This is a genomic window from Shewanella zhuhaiensis (assembly GCF_022484835.1).
Lineage (GTDB): Bacteria > Pseudomonadota > Gammaproteobacteria > Enterobacterales > Shewanellaceae > Shewanella > Shewanella khirikhana.
On sequence record NZ_JAKUDL010000002.1, the window covers coordinates 169,693 to 187,449 of the forward strand.

Annotated in this window: 16 protein-coding genes; 9 read left to right on the forward strand and 7 right to left on the reverse strand. The window is 55.2% G+C overall.

From position 1 onward, the window contains the following. Window positions 1–16: 16 nt before the first annotated feature. Window positions 17–1,546, forward strand: coding sequence for a sigma-54-dependent transcriptional regulator (locus tag MJ923_RS06325; protein WP_240590383.1), 1,530 nt, complete (start codon window positions 17–19; stop codon window positions 1,544–1,546). A 12-nt stretch (window positions 1,547–1,558) separates the two neighbouring features. Further along, window positions 1,559–2,311 (forward strand): phosphatase, encoded by a 753-nt coding sequence (locus MJ923_RS06330; RefSeq protein ID WP_240590384.1) that lies wholly within the window; start codon window positions 1,559–1,561, stop codon window positions 2,309–2,311. Between the two features lie 69 nt (window positions 2,312–2,380). On the opposite strand, the gene MJ923_RS06335 is transcribed toward MJ923_RS06330, so the two are convergent. Continuing rightward, a complete protein-coding gene (locus MJ923_RS06335; RefSeq protein ID WP_240590385.1) occupies window positions 2,381–3,934 on the reverse strand; it encodes a capsule assembly Wzi family protein in 1,554 nt (517 codons plus the stop codon). Between the two features lie 277 nt (window positions 3,935–4,211). Between MJ923_RS06335 and cysQ the strand changes: the two genes are divergently transcribed. From cysQ to MJ923_RS06355, 4 genes are all read left to right on the forward strand, one after another. Further along, window positions 4,212–5,003, forward strand: a complete 792-nt coding sequence (gene cysQ, locus MJ923_RS06340) for a 3'(2'),5'-bisphosphate nucleotidase CysQ (RefSeq protein ID WP_240590386.1) — start codon at window positions 4,212–4,214, stop codon at window positions 5,001–5,003. Between the two features lie 27 nt (window positions 5,004–5,030). Then, complete coding sequence (gene mak / locus MJ923_RS06345; RefSeq protein ID WP_240590387.1) at window positions 5,031–5,930, forward strand: fructokinase; 900 nt, start codon at window positions 5,031–5,033, stop codon at window positions 5,928–5,930. 119 nt (window positions 5,931–6,049) lie between these two features. Continuing rightward, on the forward strand, window positions 6,050–6,778 hold the full coding sequence (locus MJ923_RS06350) for a YdcF family protein (protein WP_240590388.1): 729 nt from the start codon (window positions 6,050–6,052) through the stop codon (window positions 6,776–6,778). A 22-nt stretch (window positions 6,779–6,800) separates the two neighbouring features. Beyond that, window positions 6,801–7,532, forward strand: coding sequence for a DUF2982 domain-containing protein (locus MJ923_RS06355; protein ID WP_240590389.1), 732 nt, complete (start codon window positions 6,801–6,803; stop codon window positions 7,530–7,532). 76 nt (window positions 7,533–7,608) lie between these two features. Here the strand turns inward: MJ923_RS06355 and MJ923_RS06360 are convergent, their stop codons facing one another. From MJ923_RS06360 to galU, 6 genes are all read right to left on the reverse strand, one after another. Further along, the gene (locus tag MJ923_RS06360; protein WP_240590390.1) at window positions 7,609–9,933 is read right to left on the reverse strand and encodes an OmcA/MtrC family decaheme c-type cytochrome; all 2,325 of its coding nucleotides are present in this window, start codon (window positions 9,931–9,933) and stop codon (window positions 7,609–7,611) included. A 154-nt stretch (window positions 9,934–10,087) separates the two neighbouring features. Further along, window positions 10,088–11,080, reverse strand: a complete 993-nt coding sequence (locus tag MJ923_RS06365; RefSeq protein ID WP_240590391.1) for a LysR family transcriptional regulator — start codon at window positions 11,078–11,080, stop codon at window positions 10,088–10,090. 241 nt (window positions 11,081–11,321) lie between these two features. Continuing rightward, a complete protein-coding gene (locus MJ923_RS06370; RefSeq protein ID WP_126167373.1) occupies window positions 11,322–11,717 on the reverse strand; it encodes a bactofilin family protein in 396 nt (131 codons plus the stop codon). 201 nt (window positions 11,718–11,918) lie between these two features. Next, window positions 11,919–12,407, reverse strand: a complete 489-nt coding sequence (napF, locus tag MJ923_RS06375) for a ferredoxin-type protein NapF (protein WP_126167372.1) — start codon at window positions 12,405–12,407, stop codon at window positions 11,919–11,921. 87 nt (window positions 12,408–12,494) lie between these two features. Further along, the gene (gene galE / locus MJ923_RS06380; RefSeq protein ID WP_240590392.1) at window positions 12,495–13,505 is read right to left on the reverse strand and encodes a UDP-glucose 4-epimerase GalE; all 1,011 of its coding nucleotides are present in this window, start codon (window positions 13,503–13,505) and stop codon (window positions 12,495–12,497) included. 1 nt (window position 13,506) lies between these two features. Then, complete coding sequence (galU, locus tag MJ923_RS06385) at window positions 13,507–14,415, reverse strand: UTP--glucose-1-phosphate uridylyltransferase GalU (RefSeq protein ID WP_240590393.1); 909 nt, start codon at window positions 14,413–14,415, stop codon at window positions 13,507–13,509. Between the two features lie 346 nt (window positions 14,416–14,761). On the opposite strand from galU, the gene phhA reads away from it, so the two are divergent. From phhA to tyrR, 3 genes are all read left to right on the forward strand, one after another. Continuing rightward, the gene (gene phhA, locus MJ923_RS06390) at window positions 14,762–15,553 is read left to right on the forward strand and encodes a phenylalanine 4-monooxygenase (protein WP_240590394.1); all 792 of its coding nucleotides are present in this window, start codon (window positions 14,762–14,764) and stop codon (window positions 15,551–15,553) included. Between the two features lie 23 nt (window positions 15,554–15,576). Then, window positions 15,577–15,915, forward strand: coding sequence for a 4a-hydroxytetrahydrobiopterin dehydratase (locus MJ923_RS06395; RefSeq protein ID WP_240590395.1), 339 nt, complete (start codon window positions 15,577–15,579; stop codon window positions 15,913–15,915). 205 nt (window positions 15,916–16,120) lie between these two features. Next, window positions 16,121–17,659, forward strand: a complete 1,539-nt coding sequence (gene tyrR / locus MJ923_RS06400; RefSeq protein ID WP_126167367.1) for a transcriptional regulator TyrR — start codon at window positions 16,121–16,123, stop codon at window positions 17,657–17,659. Window positions 17,660–17,757: the final 98 nt, after the last annotated feature.

Here is a 17,757-nt window from a genome sequence, read left to right on the forward strand (position 1 = left end):
GTCAAGGGGGTATTCAATGAGTTTCAATGCCTTACTGGTTGAAGACAGTCAGTCACTGGGGGCGCTTTACAGTGAGTACCTGCGCGCCGAAGGTGGGCGGGTTACCCATGTGCATTTTGGTGAAGACGCGCTGGCTGAGCTTGAACGTGAAAAACCCGACTTATTGTTTCTCGATATCAAGCTGCCGGATATGTCGGGGATGGATATTCTGGAGCGGGTCGCTGCCGATTGCCCGTCGGTGACCGTTATCATGATGACGGCCCACGGCACCATTGACATTGCTGTGGATGCCATGCGCCTCGGAGCATTCGATTTTTTGGTCAAGCCCTTCGATGCCAAGCGGCTTGGGATCACAGTGCGTAATGCACTTAAACAGCGGGAATTGCTGCAACTGGTCAGCCGCTATGAAAAAAGTCTGCCCACTGCCAATTTTTGCGGTTTTATCGGTGAGTCTTTGGCCATGCAGGCGGTGTATCGCACCCTGGAGAACGTGGCAGACAGCAAGGCTTCGGTATTTATCACAGGGGAGAGCGGTACCGGCAAAGAGGTTTGTGCCCAGGCCATTCACAGTCTTGGCAGGCGCAAAGAGGGGCCCTTTATAGCCCTCAACTGCGCCTCCATTCCGCGGGAGCTGATGGAAAGCGAGATATTCGGCCACGTGAAAGGTGCCTTTACCGGCGCTACCAGCGGACGTCAGGGGGCCGCCGGCCGGGCCCATGGTGGCACCTTGTTTTTGGATGAAATCTGCGAGATGGATTTGGATTTGCAGGCCAAGCTGCTCAGGTTTATTCAAACCGGCGTTTATACCCCGGTGGGCGGCGGCAAAGAAGAAACCGTGGATGTGCGTTTTGTGGCGGCGACCAACCGCCATCCCTGGCAGGAGGTGAAGGCCGGGCGGTTTCGGGAAGACTTGTATTATCGGCTCTACGTGATCCCGGTGGAGTTGCCACCGCTGCGCTCCCGCGGCAAAGATGTGCAGCTGCTGGCCAAAAAGCTGCTGAAAGAATACAGCCGTGAAGAGGGGAAGGCATTTAAGAGTATGTCGGCCGATTGCATGCGGCTGCTGAGCTCTTATGCCTGGCCTGGTAATGTACGGCAATTGCAAAATGTGATGCGTCAGATGGTGGTGCTCAATCAGGGTGATACACTGACCGAGGCCATGTTGCCGGAGTTTGTCCGCGGCGGTCATGACAAACCAAGATTGGTGGCTCCCGTGGCTCCCGCAGAGCCGAGCCACTTTCAGGACCAAGGGCACTGGCGCGACCCTGACGACCATGTGCCGCCTGATGCTCATGGGTATGGGGCGCAGTCACTCTCTGGCGATGACGCATTGGCCAGTCACAGTGGCACTCACTCCCACTCCCACATTGGTTCTGGCGAGTCAGCAGAGAGGATAAAGCCGCTGTGGCTGGCCGAAAAAGAGATTATTGAGCAGGCCATTGAAGCCTGCGAAGGCAATATTCCCAAAGCCGCCGCGCTTTTGGATATCAGCGCCTCTACTATTTATCGCAAGCGTCAGGCATGGGAGGAAGCCCAGCAGGCCTGAGATGGAGAAAAGATGCAGTTCCCGGTCGATACCCACAGCCACACAGTGGCTTCAACTCACGCCTACAGCACCATTCACGATTATCTGGCGGTGGCCAAACAGAAGGGCATTACCCTCTTTGCCACCACAGATCACGGCCCGTCGATGAAGGATGCGCCGCACTTTTGGCATTTTGTGAATTTACGGGTGCTGCCCAGAGTGTGGGATGGGGTGGGAATTCTGCGGGGTATCGAAGCCAACATCATGAATGTAAAGGGCGAAATCGACTATTTCGGCGAGTATCTGTCTGAGCTGGATCTGGTGCAGGCGGGCTTTCATGAGCCTGTATTTGCCCCAAGCGATAAACTGACCCACACCAAAGCTATGATTGCCACCATGGAGTCGGGGTTGGTGGATATCATTACCCACCCGGGAAATCCGGCATATCCAATTGATATTGAAGCTGTTGTTTCCGCCGCCAAGGCCTGCAACGTGGCGCTGGAAATCAATAACTCCTCCTTTACCGCATCGCGCAAGGGCAGCGAAGAAAATTGCTTGGCCATTGCCCGTATGGCCGCCAAACTGGACGCCCAATTGGTGATGGGCTCCGACTCCCATGTTGCCTTTGATTTGGGCGGCTTTGATAACGCCCTTGCGATAGTCGATGGCGCGCTTTACCCAAGGGAGCGGCTGCTCAACCGCTCGCCGATGGCGCTGCTGCGCTTTTTACAGCAGCGAGGCCATCAAACCCTCGACTCGCTCATCGACCATTTCAGCGCAGCATGAACGAGGGGCTTTAGTTTATATCTTTTTTTAAAGGCCTTTAGTAATCAGCTGGTAAACTCCAGGTTGATGTTAAAAGCGCCGTTCGTAACGCACTGCTGCGAACGGGCTCCAGTCGTTGCCGTTTACCGCGGGGTACTCGCTGTAGGCGAGTGAGGCTTCCAGCAACAGCTCGCCACCTTCAAAGGGCATCCGATACTGGCTTTCCAGCTGATAAACCCGCTCATAGCGGCCGGGAGACTGCGGATTGCCGCCGGGGGCGCCGGTGTCGGTGCCGTCCACATTGAGCCTTAACCAGCGAGCCTTGGTGATGAGTTTCTCACCACCGGCTAAATGGGTCACGGCGCCCAGCACCAGCGCTTCGGTGTCGTTATCGTAGCTGCTTCCGAGGCTTCGGCCGTAGTAGCGATAGCCCGAGCGATAAAATCCGTGCTCATACATGCAGTTGTAATAGTTTGGGTCGGGGCTGCAGGCCGCCTTGGTGTCTGAATATTCCACAAATACCAGGGTGTTCAAGCCATCAAGATACAGGTCAACACCGCCGAGGTTGGATGCGTTGATAAGCTGTTTTTTTCCGTGATGGAAGTCTTCGTGGATACGCTCGTAATAGAGGCCCACAGGCGTGCCGAACAGGTTGGCTGAATAGCGAAAATCGTAACCAGCCAGCATATTTTCCTGACCGTTTTCCACTTCACTCTCGCTTTTGCCGCCGTTGAACAGGCCATTCCACCAGTCCTTGAGGCTATTGCCATAACCTTCGCCGCCCCATTGCATGGCCCAGGAGGCGCCCAGTTCCAGATTGGACAAGGGCTTGATAGTGGCGCGCGCTGCCCAGTGGCGCGCATCGGGAACGTGTCGCTCGCTCTCCATTTGGCTGAATGCGGTGGTAAAGGTCCAGGGGCCGAGCCATTCGAGCAGCGGCAGGTCAATGGCTGCTGAATTGTCCCGGGTCAGACTGATTCCGGGCATGGGGCGGGCGTTGGTGGTTTGGATAAGGCCTGTGTCCCAGCCCGGGCCCCAATACTTGGGGATGCTGCCAGCCGCCAACACCCAATTGCCAATGCGCAGGGCGCCAAAGCTGTCATCGAGGCGGGCCTGATTGCCTTCATCTGTGCTCTCGTGCCAGCTGCCGGCAAGTTGCACTATGCCCCAATCGTTTTGTGCCTGCAGCATGGCAGTGGCCGAGGCTTTATCAATCTGGGTATCTCCAAAGCCGCGAAAACGGCGCTCATCGCTGGCAAGACCGAATTTACCCTCCATGCTCACAGCTGGCTTGGCCTTGGCAAGGGCCGCCTGAACCCTGAGCAGGGCATCACGATTGGCATTGCTGAGGCTGATCGGGTCGGCTGCCTGCAGGTCTTTTTCAACAGCTGACCACATCAGCGGGTAGGTGAGTACCGGGGCGGTTATTACGCCGCTGTCGGCCAGACGCTGAATATCGGCCCTGAGCGCCAGGTCATCCGGTGAAATCCACCAGTCGGCAAGTGCCAGGCCAGGCAGCGAGGCGCAAACCAGCGCTAAAACGCGAAGCGGCCGTACCGGGTTTGCTCGGGCGGTAAAGGAGCCTGAGAAAACAGAGCGAGAGAAAAAGGGGCGAGCAGCAAAACGGCGATTGAGTTGTGTCATGGAGAAACTGCCAGGCTGAATTAAGCGAGTGAAAACCGGATGAAAAACCGCATTCTACGGCGGGGCCAGCCAATGGCAATCACAACCGCCTGGTAGCGCCCGGCTTGTGAATACGAATGCACAGCTGTTAGCGGCTCTTTTCTGAAATCCGGTGCTGCCTTAGTATCTTTGGCACTGAATTTAACGAATTTGTTATTATTTCCTGCGCTTCGGCAGTGGCATAATTGCCGTTTTTGCCCAGCCCAACGACAATGGGCCACAAAATGCAGGAGGATGTATGACATTGGTGGCATTGGATAAGCAGACACTGGCGACCCTGGGGCTGATTGCCCGCAAGGCCGGTGACGCCATTATGACCGTGTATGGCGAAGGGCAGGTAGCTGTTACCCAAAAAAGCGATGACAGCCCGGTTACGGCGGCGGATCTTGCCAGTCACAGGGTGATTGTTGATGAGCTGACTCACGCATTTCCCGCCACCCCAGTGCTTTCTGAAGAAGAGGTTATCGATTGGGAAACCCGCCGTCACTGGCAGGAGTATTTCCTGATTGACCCGCTGGATGGCACCAAGGAATTCATCAAACGCAATGGCGAGTTTACCGTCAACATTGCCCTTATCCGTGACGGCATTGCCGTGGCAGGTGTTGTGTATGCGCCGGTACTGGACAGCTGCTATCTGGGCGCAAAAGGTGTTGGCGCCTGGCTTGAACGTGAAGGCGATACTGAGGCGCTCACAGGCACTTCGACCAAGCGCGTATCCCCCATAGTGGTGGGCAGCCGTTCTCATCAGTCTGCTGAGATGGCCGGATATTTGGCCGAACTTGGCGACCATGAACTGCTCAGCGTCGGCAGCTCACTTAAATTTTGTATGCTCGCCGAAGGGCGGGCGGATTTGTACCCCCGCTTGGGGCCCACCAGTGAGTGGGACACGGCGGCAGCACAGGCGGTGCTGGAAAGCGCAGGGGGCAAGGTGGTGGTGTTTGGTGACAAACGGCCACTGGATTACAACAGCAAAGCAGATATCCTCAATCCCTGGTTTATGGCTACTGCGCCGGGGTGGGACAGCAATTAACAGCCAAGGCTGAGGTGGAGAAAGCAGATGATGCGAATGGGGGTGGATCTCGGTGGCACCAAGATTGAACTGGTGGCATTGGGTGAAGATGGCAGTGAACTGTTTCGCAAGCGTATTGCAACGCCAAGGGAGTATCAGGGAACCCTGAACGCCATAGTGACCTTGGTGAATGAGGCCGAGGCCGCCGTGGGCTGCGAAGGCACGCTGGGGATTGGGATCCCCGGCGTGATTTCCCCGTACACAGGGCTTGTGAAAAACGCCAACTCCACCTGGATCAATGGCCATCCACTTGACCGAGACCTTGGCAAAATCCTGAGCCGTGAAGTCCGGGTTGCCAACGATGCCAACTGTTTTGCCGTATCTGAAGCCGTGGATGGCGCAGCGGCCGGCAAGGGCATGGTGTTTGGTGCTATTCTCGGCACCGGCTGCGGCGCCGGTCTGGCGCTCCATGGCCGGGTACATGGCGGCGGCAATGGCATCGGCGGCGAATGGGGACACAACCCGCTGCCCTGGATGCGTGCTGACGAGTTCAACTCTACCCAGTGCTTCTGTGGCAACAAAGATTGCATCGAAACCTTCGTTTCAGGCACCGGCTTTGTGCGCGATTACAGGGCCCATGGCGGCAGCGCTGACACCGGCGTTGACATTATGGCGCTGGTGGATGCCGGTGATAAGCTCGCCAATGAAGCGTTCGATCGCTATCTTGACCGCCTGGCGCGCGCCTTTGCCCATGTGATCAATATCTTGGACCCGGACGCCATAGTGCTTGGTGGCGGCATGTCCAATGTGCAGGCGATTTACAGCCGTTTGCCGGACATTCTGCCCAAGTATGTGCTGGGCCGTGAGTGCCGCACCCCTGTGGTACAAAACCTCTACGGCTGCTCATCCGGCGTGCGTGGTGCCGCCTGGTTGTGGGAGAAGCGCTGAACCTCAATTGAGGCAATGCCTGTAGCCGCATCGGACTGATGCGGCGTTACGTTTTTAATAGCCTTCATCTCATCCCTTGGGTAAGCTCTTGTTTCATCATTTTTAGCAAGCGCTTACCCATGTTCTGGCTTAAAAAAATCCTCTCATTGCTGATCATGCCCATTCCGGCCTTGGTGCTGCTGTTGCTGCTGGCCCTGTGTCTGTGGCGAAGACGTGTGCTGGCAAAATCTCTGGTCACCAGCGCGTTGATTACGTTGGTGTTTCTATCTTCATCCTTTGGCAGTCGCCTGCTGGTTTCGCCGCTCGAGAGTCGTTTTTCGGCCACATCACAGCCCATATCAGGGCCCTGTGTGGTGGCTGTGCTGGGCTCGGGTCATGAAGACGACATCCACGGCAGCGCGGTGCAGCAGTTGTCGACCATAGCGCTGGCAAGGCTCAGCGAAGGCGTGCGGCAGCTGTCTTTGGGGCAGGAGTGTACTTTGGTGGTCAGTGGCTTCAGCGGCGGCCTGAATACCCGTCTCCATGCCGAGGTGATGCGGGCGGCGGCCATCGAGCTTGGTGTCGATGAGAGCCGAATAATTGCTTTGCCGCAGCCACGGGACACCCTGGAAGAAGCCCGTCAAATCAAGGCGCTGGGGATTGACAAGTTGAGGCTGGTGACGTCGGCCGCCCATATGGCGCGCGCCATGGCTATGTTTGCCCATGAAGGTGTTATCGCGGAAGCGGCGCCCACCGACTTTACTGCCAGGCGTTCATATTGGTGGCGCTTAAGTGCCCGCGAACTGTATAACTCGCAAATGGCCATCCACGAATACGTAGGTATGTTGTGGTTTTCCCTAAGGTATTAAAGGTAACACTACCGGATCTATGATGACTGACCCGCAATCCAAGGATGCCGCAGTGGCATCCACCGAGCCCCAGGTGTCTCTTGAACCCCTGATAATAGTGCCCGCCAGTAAGCGCAACGGCATCACGCTGACACTTATCAGCGCCCTGCTGTTTTGTGCGGCCCTGTGTGTGTTCCTGTTTGCCAAAACCTTGTTTGGTTTGGGGATAGTGCTGTTTGCGCTGGGCTCAGTGGGGCTTATCCTCGGCTACGCCAAGGTGTCTCAGCCGCCGGAGTCGGTGCGGTGCGATAGCAGCGGCTTTTACTATTTTCATCGCCGTGGCCGCTATGCGCTGGCTTGGGACAATATTGCCCGTATCGATGTACCCAGAGTAAGTCAGGGTCTCGACAGTCTGGACTTGCCCTTTATCGGTGTCAAGCTTAAGCGCATTAATCCACTGTTGGATGTGATCTCCCCAAGGCTTGCCACAGGGCTTTTGTCTGAACAGCGGCCGCTGCTGATGACAGCGGCGGCCCAGGACGAGGCGCTGGAGACCCTGGAGACTCAGCTCGGCGCCGAGTTTACGCCCCTAATCACCGATGGCGAGCGCTACCGCGGCGTGCTGGCCATGTTCGGTCACAGGACCCTTATTCTGGATAAGCACCTTGGGTATCATCTGTTTATTCCTGCTGATGCCCTGGATGATGAACCCATGGTGGTTGCAAGAAGACTCAGGGCCTATAAATCAGCATGGCTGCAGAGGCTGGAAAGCTAAAAAAAGGGGGCCTTACGGCCCCCAATTAATTGCAGAGATAAGTTGGGCTTTGCAGGGTAGCCCTGAAGGTGCCCTCTTAGTGAGAGGCCTCCGCGTGCACCTTGTCGATACCATAGGCTTTGCCTTCTGCGTGACAGGTAGCACAGCTTTCTACCGGCAGATTGGCGGTGGTTGCAGGCTCGCCCTGAACGTAGGCTCCGTTGCTCTTGAAGTGGGCCATGGCGGCACCGTCTGAGTGCTCGTGGCAGGTACGGCATGCTTCAGCCACTGGAGTGATATACTCTTCAGCAGTGGTGCTGACCTTGATGGCACGCTTGCCGGAGGTCAGGCCTCCATCGTTGGCGAAGAACTTGGCGTTGTCCTGGTGACAGGCAAAGCAGTCGGTGGCCACACCTGGATAACCTTGCAGTTCCATGTTCTTGTCAAGATAGATGGCCGGTACGCCGCGGCGTGCATCCCAGTTACCGCTGTGGAAGCGGTGTGCCACAGTGAACAGATCGCGCTGGCTGAAGGTGATATCGGTAATGGTTTCGAAGATACGGTTGCCATCGGCATCCACTTCGCCGGTATCGTACTCAACAGGGTGACCTGAACGGCCTGCCAGGGTGTTGTGACAGTTCATACACTGGGTAAATTCGGTCACACCGTGGGTGCCTTTCACGTGGGTCAGGTTTTGGTGACAGCTATTACACTTGGCTTCATCTATGGTGATCCGGGCAGGGTCGTCCATACGTGCCAGCACTGTGGCACCGGCTGGGTCGTCCAGGTTGAAGTAAGTGATAGGGGCTGCGTTGGCCAAACCATGGTCTGCGCCAAAGTCCAGACCTTCGATGGCTTCGCCGAGTGCATCGCGACATTTCACGATGGCGCCATCGTTGGCACAAAGCTGAATTTCACCTGTGACATAGATGGTGCCGGTGAGTTTGGTTTCATCAAAGGCCTTGCTCACTGTCAGTACACCACCGGACAACACAGGGCTGTCGGTGACTTTCAGGTTCAAATCGCCGTTTACAAATCCACCGGCATTCACATTACCAATCAGCAGCGGACGTGAGGTGCTGGTCATGTAGTCGGTAAGTACTGTGCCATCGGCGACAGGCGCCCCATTCATGGTGATCTTGGCGCTGACGGTCAGAGTCTTCATACCATCACCGGGGGTAGGGTCGGTGACGGTGGCGCTTTGAGGTTCCACTTTAAACAGCTCGGCGTATTCAGCGCGTTTACCCACATTGTGTGCCATGGCGGGGCTTAAACTGCCACTGCCGTGACAGGATTTACACTGGGTATCGTCGGCCTGGGCTAGGTCGAAGTCGGAGTGACCGTCACCGGTTTCAAAGTTCACGTTGATGTGACAGCCCACGCAGGCCTGACGGTAGATATTGTCAGTCCAGGAAGGGCCATTGTTGTGACAGCTGGTACATTCGCTCAGCTCACCAGGGAAGCCCAGTTCACCGAAGTATTCTTTGGCTTCACCAGAGAGGAAGTCGCTGATGTGATGCCCTGCGTGGATGCGGTGCACCATGGGGCCAAAGTCAAACAGCCAACCCTCGGCCAGTTGCGCTTCATCGGGTTGATTATCTGGGTTGTGGCAGGCCACGCAGTTTTCAACGCTTTGGTAGTTGTGGTGTGCTTCAATCTTGGCGATACGGCCATCCACATTACCGTGACAGCTGATACAAGCGGCATCTGAGACTGTGTCTTTTCCGGTCGCTTCGACGATGGCACCTGTGGCAGGCACATAGTCGAGCCTGTCTGACAGGACTTTATCTGGTACCGAAACACCGGCACTGTCTTTGATGTTGTACGCCCTCAGGAACAAACGGTGAGTGGCATTCAAATCATCGCTGGCATTCATGATGGGGGCTGCCCCGTCGTGGGTCCAGGTGCCTGTGTAGGTGCCGGGTTCATTGGCATCTTCTACCATCAAACAGGCGTTACCGGTGCGTCCACGGGATGTGTAAGTGCCGGTCAGGGTACAGTACATGGAGGAGCCCAGATCCTGCACCATGGCGTTATTCACCCACTCCAGCGGTGCGCCGCTGCCACTGCTGTTTGCGTTCAGAGTCAGTGAATACAGCGAGACCATGTCCAGCCCGGAGAATGGTACGGTTTTGCCCTGGGCGGTTTTACCCATGGCTTTGAACTTGATGGCAAATTCGCCAGAGCCCGCCACGTTGATTTCGGCAGGCAGGATTTCGAAAGTGACATCTGCGGCGGTTTCAGCGGTGTTGACGACTGAACCGGCAGGAGCGCCGGGTGTGCCAGGGGTTCCGGGAATTCCGGGGGCGCCTGGGGTACCGGGTGCGCCGTCCTGACCATCACTACCGTCGCCGCAGGCGGTAATGGTCAGGGCACTGAGGAGTGCTATCGTCAGCAGAGATCTATTGTAGTTTTTCATCATCGCGTCCCTTTATAGCCCTAAGACTGCTGTTGCAGTACTTCCACTATAGGACGTTCGATGTATATATAAAGTGGTAGTTGCGAGCTTGTTTCAAATGTGTGAAACAGGTATTTAATCTCTGAATTGCGAATTTCGAGTTTGGGAATTGGCAATTTCAAATACTGAAATTTACCTCGGCGATCTCCGTTTCCAATCCCAGTGTCAGGCCGATAATCCGCAGCATTTTTTGGCGAACTTCCGGGCCATAGCGGCGGTGATGCGCAGGCTTTTCAACGAGATACAGCCCAGGAATGGCTATGCCGGTGTGGAGTCTGTCCAGCTCACGGGCACCGAGACGGCGAAGCTTCACTTCCGGGAGGGCTTCCACCAGGCGGGTTTCCAGCGGTGACGCAAATGACAGACTGCCCTGGGTTAGCAGGTGGGCGTACCATTCTTCTTTGTCGGATACCCGCACCACCCGGGGTGGGGTGAGTCCTTCCCGGTGGCAGAAGAGTTCCAGCGGATCTACCCTGTCATTGAAGCCTGGATGATTCATGCACAAAAACGGGTACTCGCAGATCTGTTCAAGATGAATGTCATCGAGCTGCCACACCGGATGGTTTGAGGCGCCGACGAGGCACAGACCTGGGGTGTCGCACAGACGCTCGAAACTGAGGTCGTTATGGGGCTCAGGTGCCAGCGCCAGCCCCAAATCCAGATCCCCGGCGTGGATGCGATCGGCGGTGTCATTTTGCCACAGGTGCAGGGTGACATCGGGCGCCAGACTGCGCTGACGGTTAAATTCCAGCGCCAGGGTTGTCATCAGTCCCGAGCTGACCGCAAGGTTATACACAGGGTTACTTTGGCGATGAAATGCCTGATGGTCTTTTAAGCGCAGCGACAGCGAGGTGATGCTATCGGTCAGTTCGCGGATAGCGGGGTAGAGCTGCTCTGCCAGAGGCGTGGGTTTCAATCCTTGCTGGCGACGATAAAACAGCTCATCGGCAAATATTAGCCTCAGGCTCGCCAGTGCCCGGCTGACTTTGGGGGCGGAGACATCCAACTGACGGGCTGCGCTGTTGGCGTGGCCGGTTTCAAAAATGGCGCGAAACAGCAGCAGTGAAAAAATGTCCAGCTCGGCGAGTTGTTTATCCAGTGGCTTATTCATGGCTCAGGCTATCGCAAAGTGATGCTATTGAGCCTAACAAATAATCTGATGTGTGCCTTGATGGATATCATATTTTTAACAAAATGATAACCACCATCTCCAAAGTTGCAGCGCCAAAGCTGCAGTGATCAAATCGCAACGCCGAACTGGCAGACCTGAAACTGGCCTGACCGAGATTAGAAAACAAAAAACGCGGCCCGTGCCGCGTTTTACTGGTGTGTTTGCCGGGTTCTCGCCCGGTTTAGCCCTGCTTCAACAGCACAGGCTCTTCATCATTTGCTTCCAGCAACTCGCCTGAGAGGCTGTCGCGGGTACGGATCCCGATAAACTGTCCACCTTCAAAGATTTCCATGCTATCGCACTTTACTTCACCTTCCACAGTGCCGCCGTTGGCAATGGTGAGTTTGGTGCATTGCAGCTTGCCTTTGAACAGGCCAGAAACCTTCAGCTCGTTACAGTGGAGAACGCCGTCGACCACGCCATCGGGTTCAATGGTGACTTTGGCCAGCGCATGAATGGTACCGAGCAGCTCGCCGCCGATGAGTGCATCCCCCTCAAAACGGGTCTCGCCACTTAAGCGGGTACCGGGGGAAATAAAAGTCAGGCCAGCCTGGGATTTATTATTTTTTCCAAACATAGTTCAGGGATATGAGTAGTCTGTTTGACTGATGTTAACCTTGTTTTGCGGCCCTGCAAACCACTAAGTTTTGGCACTGGCGTCAGAAATTTGGCTTGCTGTGCCATTGCGTCTGCTGGGTCGCGGCTTTATCGCATCGCCACCGGTGTTTTTCGCCGCGTTGGGAACACATGGAGGAGTGCACCTTTGTGCTTGCTGCGGTTATTCGCCACCGCGTTTGATACTGATGGCATCGGCCGGGCAGGGGGCGACACAGGCGCCGCAGCCGGTACAGGCATCCAGGCTAAGCTGTGGTGCCGGAGCTTTACCTACTGCTGGGGTGAAATTGATAGCGCGCTCGTCGCAGGCATCTTTGCAGCTCTGGCACCAAATCCCACGCTCAGCGAGGCAAGCGTTGGATATCTCTGCTTTTAAATCCCATGCGGGTGACTTTTCGGCATCAAACAGCGGCTCTTTGCAGACTTCATGGCAGCGGCCGCAAAAGGTGCACTCGGCATCTTTGAAACTCACCTCGGGAAAGCCGCCTTCGCCTTTGATTAAAATATGGGTTTCGCAGGCTGCCAGGCAGTCACCGCAGCGGGTACACACATCGGTAAAGTCGACGCCTTCTCGCAAAAATGGGGGGCGCAGTGCGGTATCTTTTCGGCGGCTAAAAAGCCGTCTTCTACTCAGGTTGATGTTTTCGCTCATATTTTTAGTTTTAAGCCCATCCAGAATGCTGGCCCCGCTGATAGTCTGGGACCCCTGACAAGTGCCAGGAGCCCGGATTGGTGCCGGTTACTTGTAGCCGTTGGGATTGGCAGACTGCCAGCGCCAACTGCTTTGGGCCATATCGTCTACATTGAGGTTCGCCTGCCAGCCAAGCTCGTCGCGGGCTTTGTCCGGATTGGCGTAACAGGCGGCGATATCACCGGGGCGGCGCGGCGCAATTTGGTAGGGCACCGGCTTACCGGAGGCTTTCTCAAATGCTTTGACCATGTCGAGCACGCTGTAACCCTGGCCTGTGCCCAGGTTGTAGGTGACAAGCCCTGGCGACGTTTTTAGTTTATCCAGCGCCTTTAAATGCCCGATGGCAAGGTCAACCACGTGGATGTAGTCGCGCACACCTGTGCCGTCGTGGGTGGGATAGTCATCGCCGAATACCGCCAGCTTTTCCCGTTTCCCCACGGCCACCTGGCTGATAAAGGGCATCAGGTTGTTGGGAATGTCGTTGGGATCTTCGCCGATGAGACCACTTTCGTGGGCGCCCACCGGATTAAAGTAGCGCAGGCGGGCGATATTCCAGCTTGGGTCAGAATGATGCAGATCCGCAAGGATATGCTCCACCATCAACTTGGACTGGCCGTAGGGATTGGTGGCCCCGGTGGGGAAATCTTCGGTAATCGGCAGGCTGGCAGGGTCGCCATATACGGTGGCAGAGGATGAAAACACCAGGTGCTTTACCCCAAACTCAGCCATGACCTGACATAGCACTAGAGTGCCGGTGACATTGTTTTCATAGTAGCGCAGCGGCTGGGCGACAGATTCTCCCACCGCCTTGAAGCCGGCAAAGTGGATAACGGCTTCGATGTCGTTGTCCATAAAGATTTTTTTCAGCAGCGCTTTATCGAGAATGTCGCCCTGAACGAAGGGCACTTCGATGCCGGTGATCTGCTCAACCCTGGTGAGTGCTTCCACGCAGGAGTTGGACAGGTTATCCAGCACCAGCACATCGGCGCCGATTTTTTGCAATTCCACCACTGTGTGGCTGCCGATATAGCCAGCACCGCCGGTCACAAGAATGGTCATGTTAGTTAAGTCCTTTCGCTAATTGCTTTAAGTACTTGGCAAATTCTTTCCCAAGCTCGGGATGACGCAGGGCATATTCGACGTTGGCCTGCATATAGCCGTGCTTGTTGCCACAGTCGTGGCTCTTGCCCACCATACCATAGGCGTTCACCGTCACCGACTCCATCAGCATCGCAATGGCATCGGTAAGCTGGATTTCATCACCGGCACCGGCGGGGGTGCGGCCAAGCAGAGGCCAGATTTCCTTTGGCAGCACATAGCGGCCCACAACGGCGAGGTTTGAAGGTGCCTGGTCGACGGCGGGTTTTTCCACCAACGCCGACAGTGGAGCACTGTCGCCGCCCTTGAGGCTGACGCCATTGATATCGGCGATGCCGTATTGATTTACCATCTCATGGGGCACTTCTTCCACCATGATTTGGCCGGTATCGGTTTCATCGAAATACTTCACCATGGCCGCAAGGTTATCGGTGGCGAGGTTACTTTTGGCGTCATCGATAATGACATCAGGCAGCAGCACCGCAAAGGGCTCATCGCCTACCACAGGGCGGGCACACAGGATGGCGTGTCCAAGGCCCTTAGCCTGGGCCTGACGAACGCTGATAACAGTCACATCTTTCGGGCAGATGGCCTGAACTTCGTCTAGGAGCTGACGCTTTACCCGGCGCTCAAGCTGGGCTTCGAGCTCAAAACTGGTATCGAAATGGTTTTCGATGGAGTTTTTACTGGCATGGGTTACCAGCACGATTTCCTTGATGCCGGCGGCAATGGCTTCGCTGACCACGTATTGGATCAGTGGCTTATCTACCACAGGCAGCATTTCTTTGGGAATAGCCTTGGTGGCGGGGAGCATACGGGTGCCGAGACCGGCAACCGGGATCACGGCCTTGCGGATTTTGGACTCTTTCATGGTCATCCTTAATGGGTTTCATAGGCGATTTTTGCCCTGGCCTTCCTCGGCCCCGGCACGCTGAATATCCACTTATTGTAATGGAGCCTTTGTGAAAAACCATTGACTTCCTGGCTGTTTAACGAAATTTTTCATCTGTTTGCTTAATCGGGAATCTATCGTCTGGGTTCGGGATTTTGGATGTGCCGAACCGGCGATTTGAGTTATTGCTCTGTTTCTTGCTTGTAATAAAAGCTTTACAAAAATACCTGCCACAGCGCAGCGGAATAAAACGTGAGGCAGTTAACAAAAATTGGCCCTTGGAACACTATTGGGGGGTCGCAGTTAACGTGAAGTGAAACACGAGATGAGTACAGAGTATGTTGCCCGAAAGCCGGATGCGAATGGTTTTATCGCCTATCCGGAACAGGAAAATGAGATTTGGGCAGAGCTTTATGCGCGCCAAGCGGTGAATCTGCCAGGGCGTGCCTGCCAGGAATATCTGGATGGACTGGAGAAGCTTGGTCTGCCTACCGACCGGATCCCGCAGCTTGCTGAAGTAGACAACATCCTGCTGGATGCCACCGGCTGGAAAACCGCCGCCGTGCCGGCACTGATTTCCTTTGAGCGCTTTTTTGAGCTGCTGGCCAATCGCCAGTTTCCCGTGGCTACCTTTATCCGCAGCCGCGAAGAGTTCGATTATCTGCAAGAGCCGGATATTTTCCACGAGATTTTTGGTCACTGTCCCTTGCTGACCAACCAAGCGTTTGCCAACTTCTCCCACGCTTATGGCAAGCTAGGTCTGGCTGCCACCAAGGAAGAGCGGGTGTTTCTCGCCAGGCTCTACTGGTTTACCGTGGAATTTGGCTTGCTCAAGAGCAAAGAGGGTGAGCGGCGCATTTATGGTGGCGGCATTTTGAGCTCCCCCGGTGAGACCCTCTATGCCTTCAGCGATACGCCGCTGCGTAAACCCTTCGATTTGGTGGATGTGCTGCGCACGCCTTACCGAATTGATATTATGCAGCCTGTGTATTTTGAAATTGAAAACATTGATTTTCTTGATGAGATTGCCCGTATGGACATTATGCAATCCATCACCAAGGCCCGTGCTTTGGGGCTGCATGCCCCGCTGTATGAGCCCAAAGCCAAAGCCGTTTGAACGATAAGAATAAAGGAGCAGTAATGAGTGAATTAGCATCCATGAAGTGCGAAGCCTGTCAGGCTGATGCCCCCAAAGTCACCGATGCCGAGCTGGCTGAGCTTATCCGGATGATCCCCGACTGGACTGTGCAGGTGCGCGATGGCGTGATGCAGCTGGAGCGGGTCTACAAATTCAAGAACTTCAAGCTGGCGATGGCATTTTCCAACAAGCTTGCCGATCTCGCCGAAGAAGAATTCCACCACCCAGGTATTTTCACCGAGTGGGGCAAGGTGACTGTGACCTGGTGGTCTCATTCTATTAAAGGCCTGCACCGTAACGACTTTATCATGGCAGCCAAGACAGACCAGTTACTCGACTAAGTCTTAATTAAAATAAATCAGCACTTTACGTAATGTGGAGTGCTGATTTTTTTATGTCTGAATCTTTGTTCTGTAAACAAGACTTGCCACTTTAACCAATACCTTCTACCGTATAGCGCCAGGTACTCTTGCAAGGTCATGGACGCCAATCGGGTGATGTGGCCTTTACTCCCAAAAACAACACAACAAAGGGATACATGCAGATATGCGTTTGGAAGTGAGCTGTCAGGACAGGGTAGGTCTTGCCAAGGACATCCTTATCGTACTTGAAAAGTACGGTATTAACCTGCTTGCCATCGATGCCAGTAACCGTGGTTTTCTGTATTTCCAGTTCGCTGAGGTGAGTTTCGATACCTTAAGCGCGCTGATGCCGCAAATTCGTAAGGTCGAGAGTGTGCACGATGTGCGTACCGTGGCCTTTATGCCGTCCGAGCAGGAGCATTACGCGCTCAAAACCCTGCTCCGAACCCTGCCTGACTCCGTATTCTCCCTTGATGTGAAGGGGCGCATTCGTATTGTGAACGAATCGGCGCTGATGACTTTGGGCATGCAGGAACATGAAGTGGTGGAAGAGCCGCTCAATCACTGGGTGCAGGGCTTTAACTTTGGCCGCTGGCTCAGTGAAGCTCAGGTGCTGGCCCAAGCGACCCGGGTACAGATTGGTCAGAACGAATACCTGGCCGAAATGCTGCCTATTTATCTGCCCGATGAGAATGACAAAAGCATTCTGGCCGGCGCCGTAGTGTCGCTAAAATCCCCGGCTCGGGTGGGTAAGCAGTTCAATGCACTGCAAAATCAGACCGCCGGTTTTGAGAACGTACTGGCTGTCAGTGACAAGATGAAAGAAGTGCTCAAGCAGGCCAGACGAATGGCCCAGCTGGATGCACCTTTGCTTATCACAGGCGAGACCGGCACCGGCAAAGAGCTGATGGCCCGTGCCTGCCACGATGCCAGCATGCGCCGTGAACACCCCTTTATTGCCATTAACTGTGCCGCCTTGCCCGACAGCGCCGCCGAAGAAGAGCTGTTTGGCTTTGTCCGCGATGGTCAAATCATTAAGCGTGGCCTGTTTGAAGAAGCCAAGGGCGGCACCGTGTTTTTGGACGAAATTGCCGAGATGTCCAAGGCGGCACAGGTCAAGCTGTTGCGTCTGCTTACCGAAGGCTCCTTCAGGCGTATCGGCGGTGATGAAGAGGTGAGGGCGGATGTGCGTATTATCTGCTCCAGCCAAAAGAACCTGGCCGAACTTTGCCAATTGGGCGAGTTTCGTGAGGACCTGTACTACCGCATCCACGTGCTGTCGTTCCACCTGCCGTCGCTGCGTGAGCGTAAAGTAGACATTATCCCGCTCACCGAGATGTTCCTTGAGCACTACAGCCAGCAGCTTTCCAGCCCAATGCGCAGAATATCCCCAAGCTGTCGTGACCATCTGCTGACCTATGCCTGGCCCGGCAACGTACGTCAGCTTAAAAATGCGGTGTTTCGTGCCGTATCCATGTGGGATGGTTCGGCGGAGCTTACGGTGGAGCAGCTTAAACTGCCATCTTACGCCGAAGGCTTTGGTTATTTCGATAATCAATTCGAAGGTACTCTGGATGAGGCCATGCGCCAGTTTGAATCCAGCTTGCTGCGACGTCTGTATCCGGCCTACCCCAGCACCCGCCAGCTTGCGAAAAAGCTTGGGGTCAGCCACACCGCCATTGCCAACAAGCTTCGCGAGTACAAGATAAGCAAGAAGCGCTGAGCCAGGGCTGTAAATGGAATTTGCCAGCCGGCGGTGCAAAATTGCAGCAGCGATGAATGGCGAAACCCGCCCCGTGGGGGCGGGATGATAACTGTATT

Excerpts from the sequence above, each read along its gene's own strand:
- MJ923_RS06325 (WP_240590383.1), top strand. The coding sequence starts at position 17 with ATGAGTTTCAATGCCTTACTGGTTGAAGACAGTCAGTCACTGGGGGCG.
- MJ923_RS06330 (WP_240590384.1), top strand. The coding sequence starts at position 1,559 with ATGCAGTTCCCGGTCGATACCCACAGCCACACAGTGGCTTCAACTCAC.
- MJ923_RS06335 (WP_240590385.1), bottom strand. The coding sequence starts at position 3,934 with ATGACACAACTCAATCGCCGTTTTGCTGCTCGCCCCTTTTTCTCTCGC.
- cysQ (WP_240590386.1), top strand. The coding sequence starts at position 4,212 with ATGACATTGGTGGCATTGGATAAGCAGACACTGGCGACCCTGGGGCTG.
- mak (WP_240590387.1), top strand. The coding sequence starts at position 5,031 with ATGATGCGAATGGGGGTGGATCTCGGTGGCACCAAGATTGAACTGGTG.
- MJ923_RS06350 (WP_240590388.1), top strand. The coding sequence starts at position 6,050 with ATGTTCTGGCTTAAAAAAATCCTCTCATTGCTGATCATGCCCATTCCG.
- MJ923_RS06355 (WP_240590389.1), top strand. The coding sequence starts at position 6,801 with ATGACTGACCCGCAATCCAAGGATGCCGCAGTGGCATCCACCGAGCCC.
- MJ923_RS06360 (WP_240590390.1), bottom strand. The coding sequence starts at position 9,933 with ATGATGAAAAACTACAATAGATCTCTGCTGACGATAGCACTCCTCAGT.
- MJ923_RS06365 (WP_240590391.1), bottom strand. The coding sequence starts at position 11,080 with ATGAATAAGCCACTGGATAAACAACTCGCCGAGCTGGACATTTTTTCA.
- MJ923_RS06370 (WP_126167373.1), bottom strand. The coding sequence starts at position 11,717 with ATGTTTGGAAAAAATAATAAATCCCAGGCTGGCCTGACTTTTATTTCC.
- napF (WP_126167372.1), bottom strand. The coding sequence starts at position 12,407 with ATGAGCGAAAACATCAACCTGAGTAGAAGACGGCTTTTTAGCCGCCGA.
- galE (WP_240590392.1), bottom strand. The coding sequence starts at position 13,505 with ATGACCATTCTTGTGACCGGCGGTGCTGGCTATATCGGCAGCCACACA.
- galU (WP_240590393.1), bottom strand. The coding sequence starts at position 14,415 with ATGAAAGAGTCCAAAATCCGCAAGGCCGTGATCCCGGTTGCCGGTCTC.
- phhA (WP_240590394.1), top strand. The coding sequence starts at position 14,762 with ATGAGTACAGAGTATGTTGCCCGAAAGCCGGATGCGAATGGTTTTATC.
- MJ923_RS06395 (WP_240590395.1), top strand. The coding sequence starts at position 15,577 with ATGAGTGAATTAGCATCCATGAAGTGCGAAGCCTGTCAGGCTGATGCC.
- tyrR (WP_126167367.1), top strand. The coding sequence starts at position 16,121 with ATGCGTTTGGAAGTGAGCTGTCAGGACAGGGTAGGTCTTGCCAAGGAC.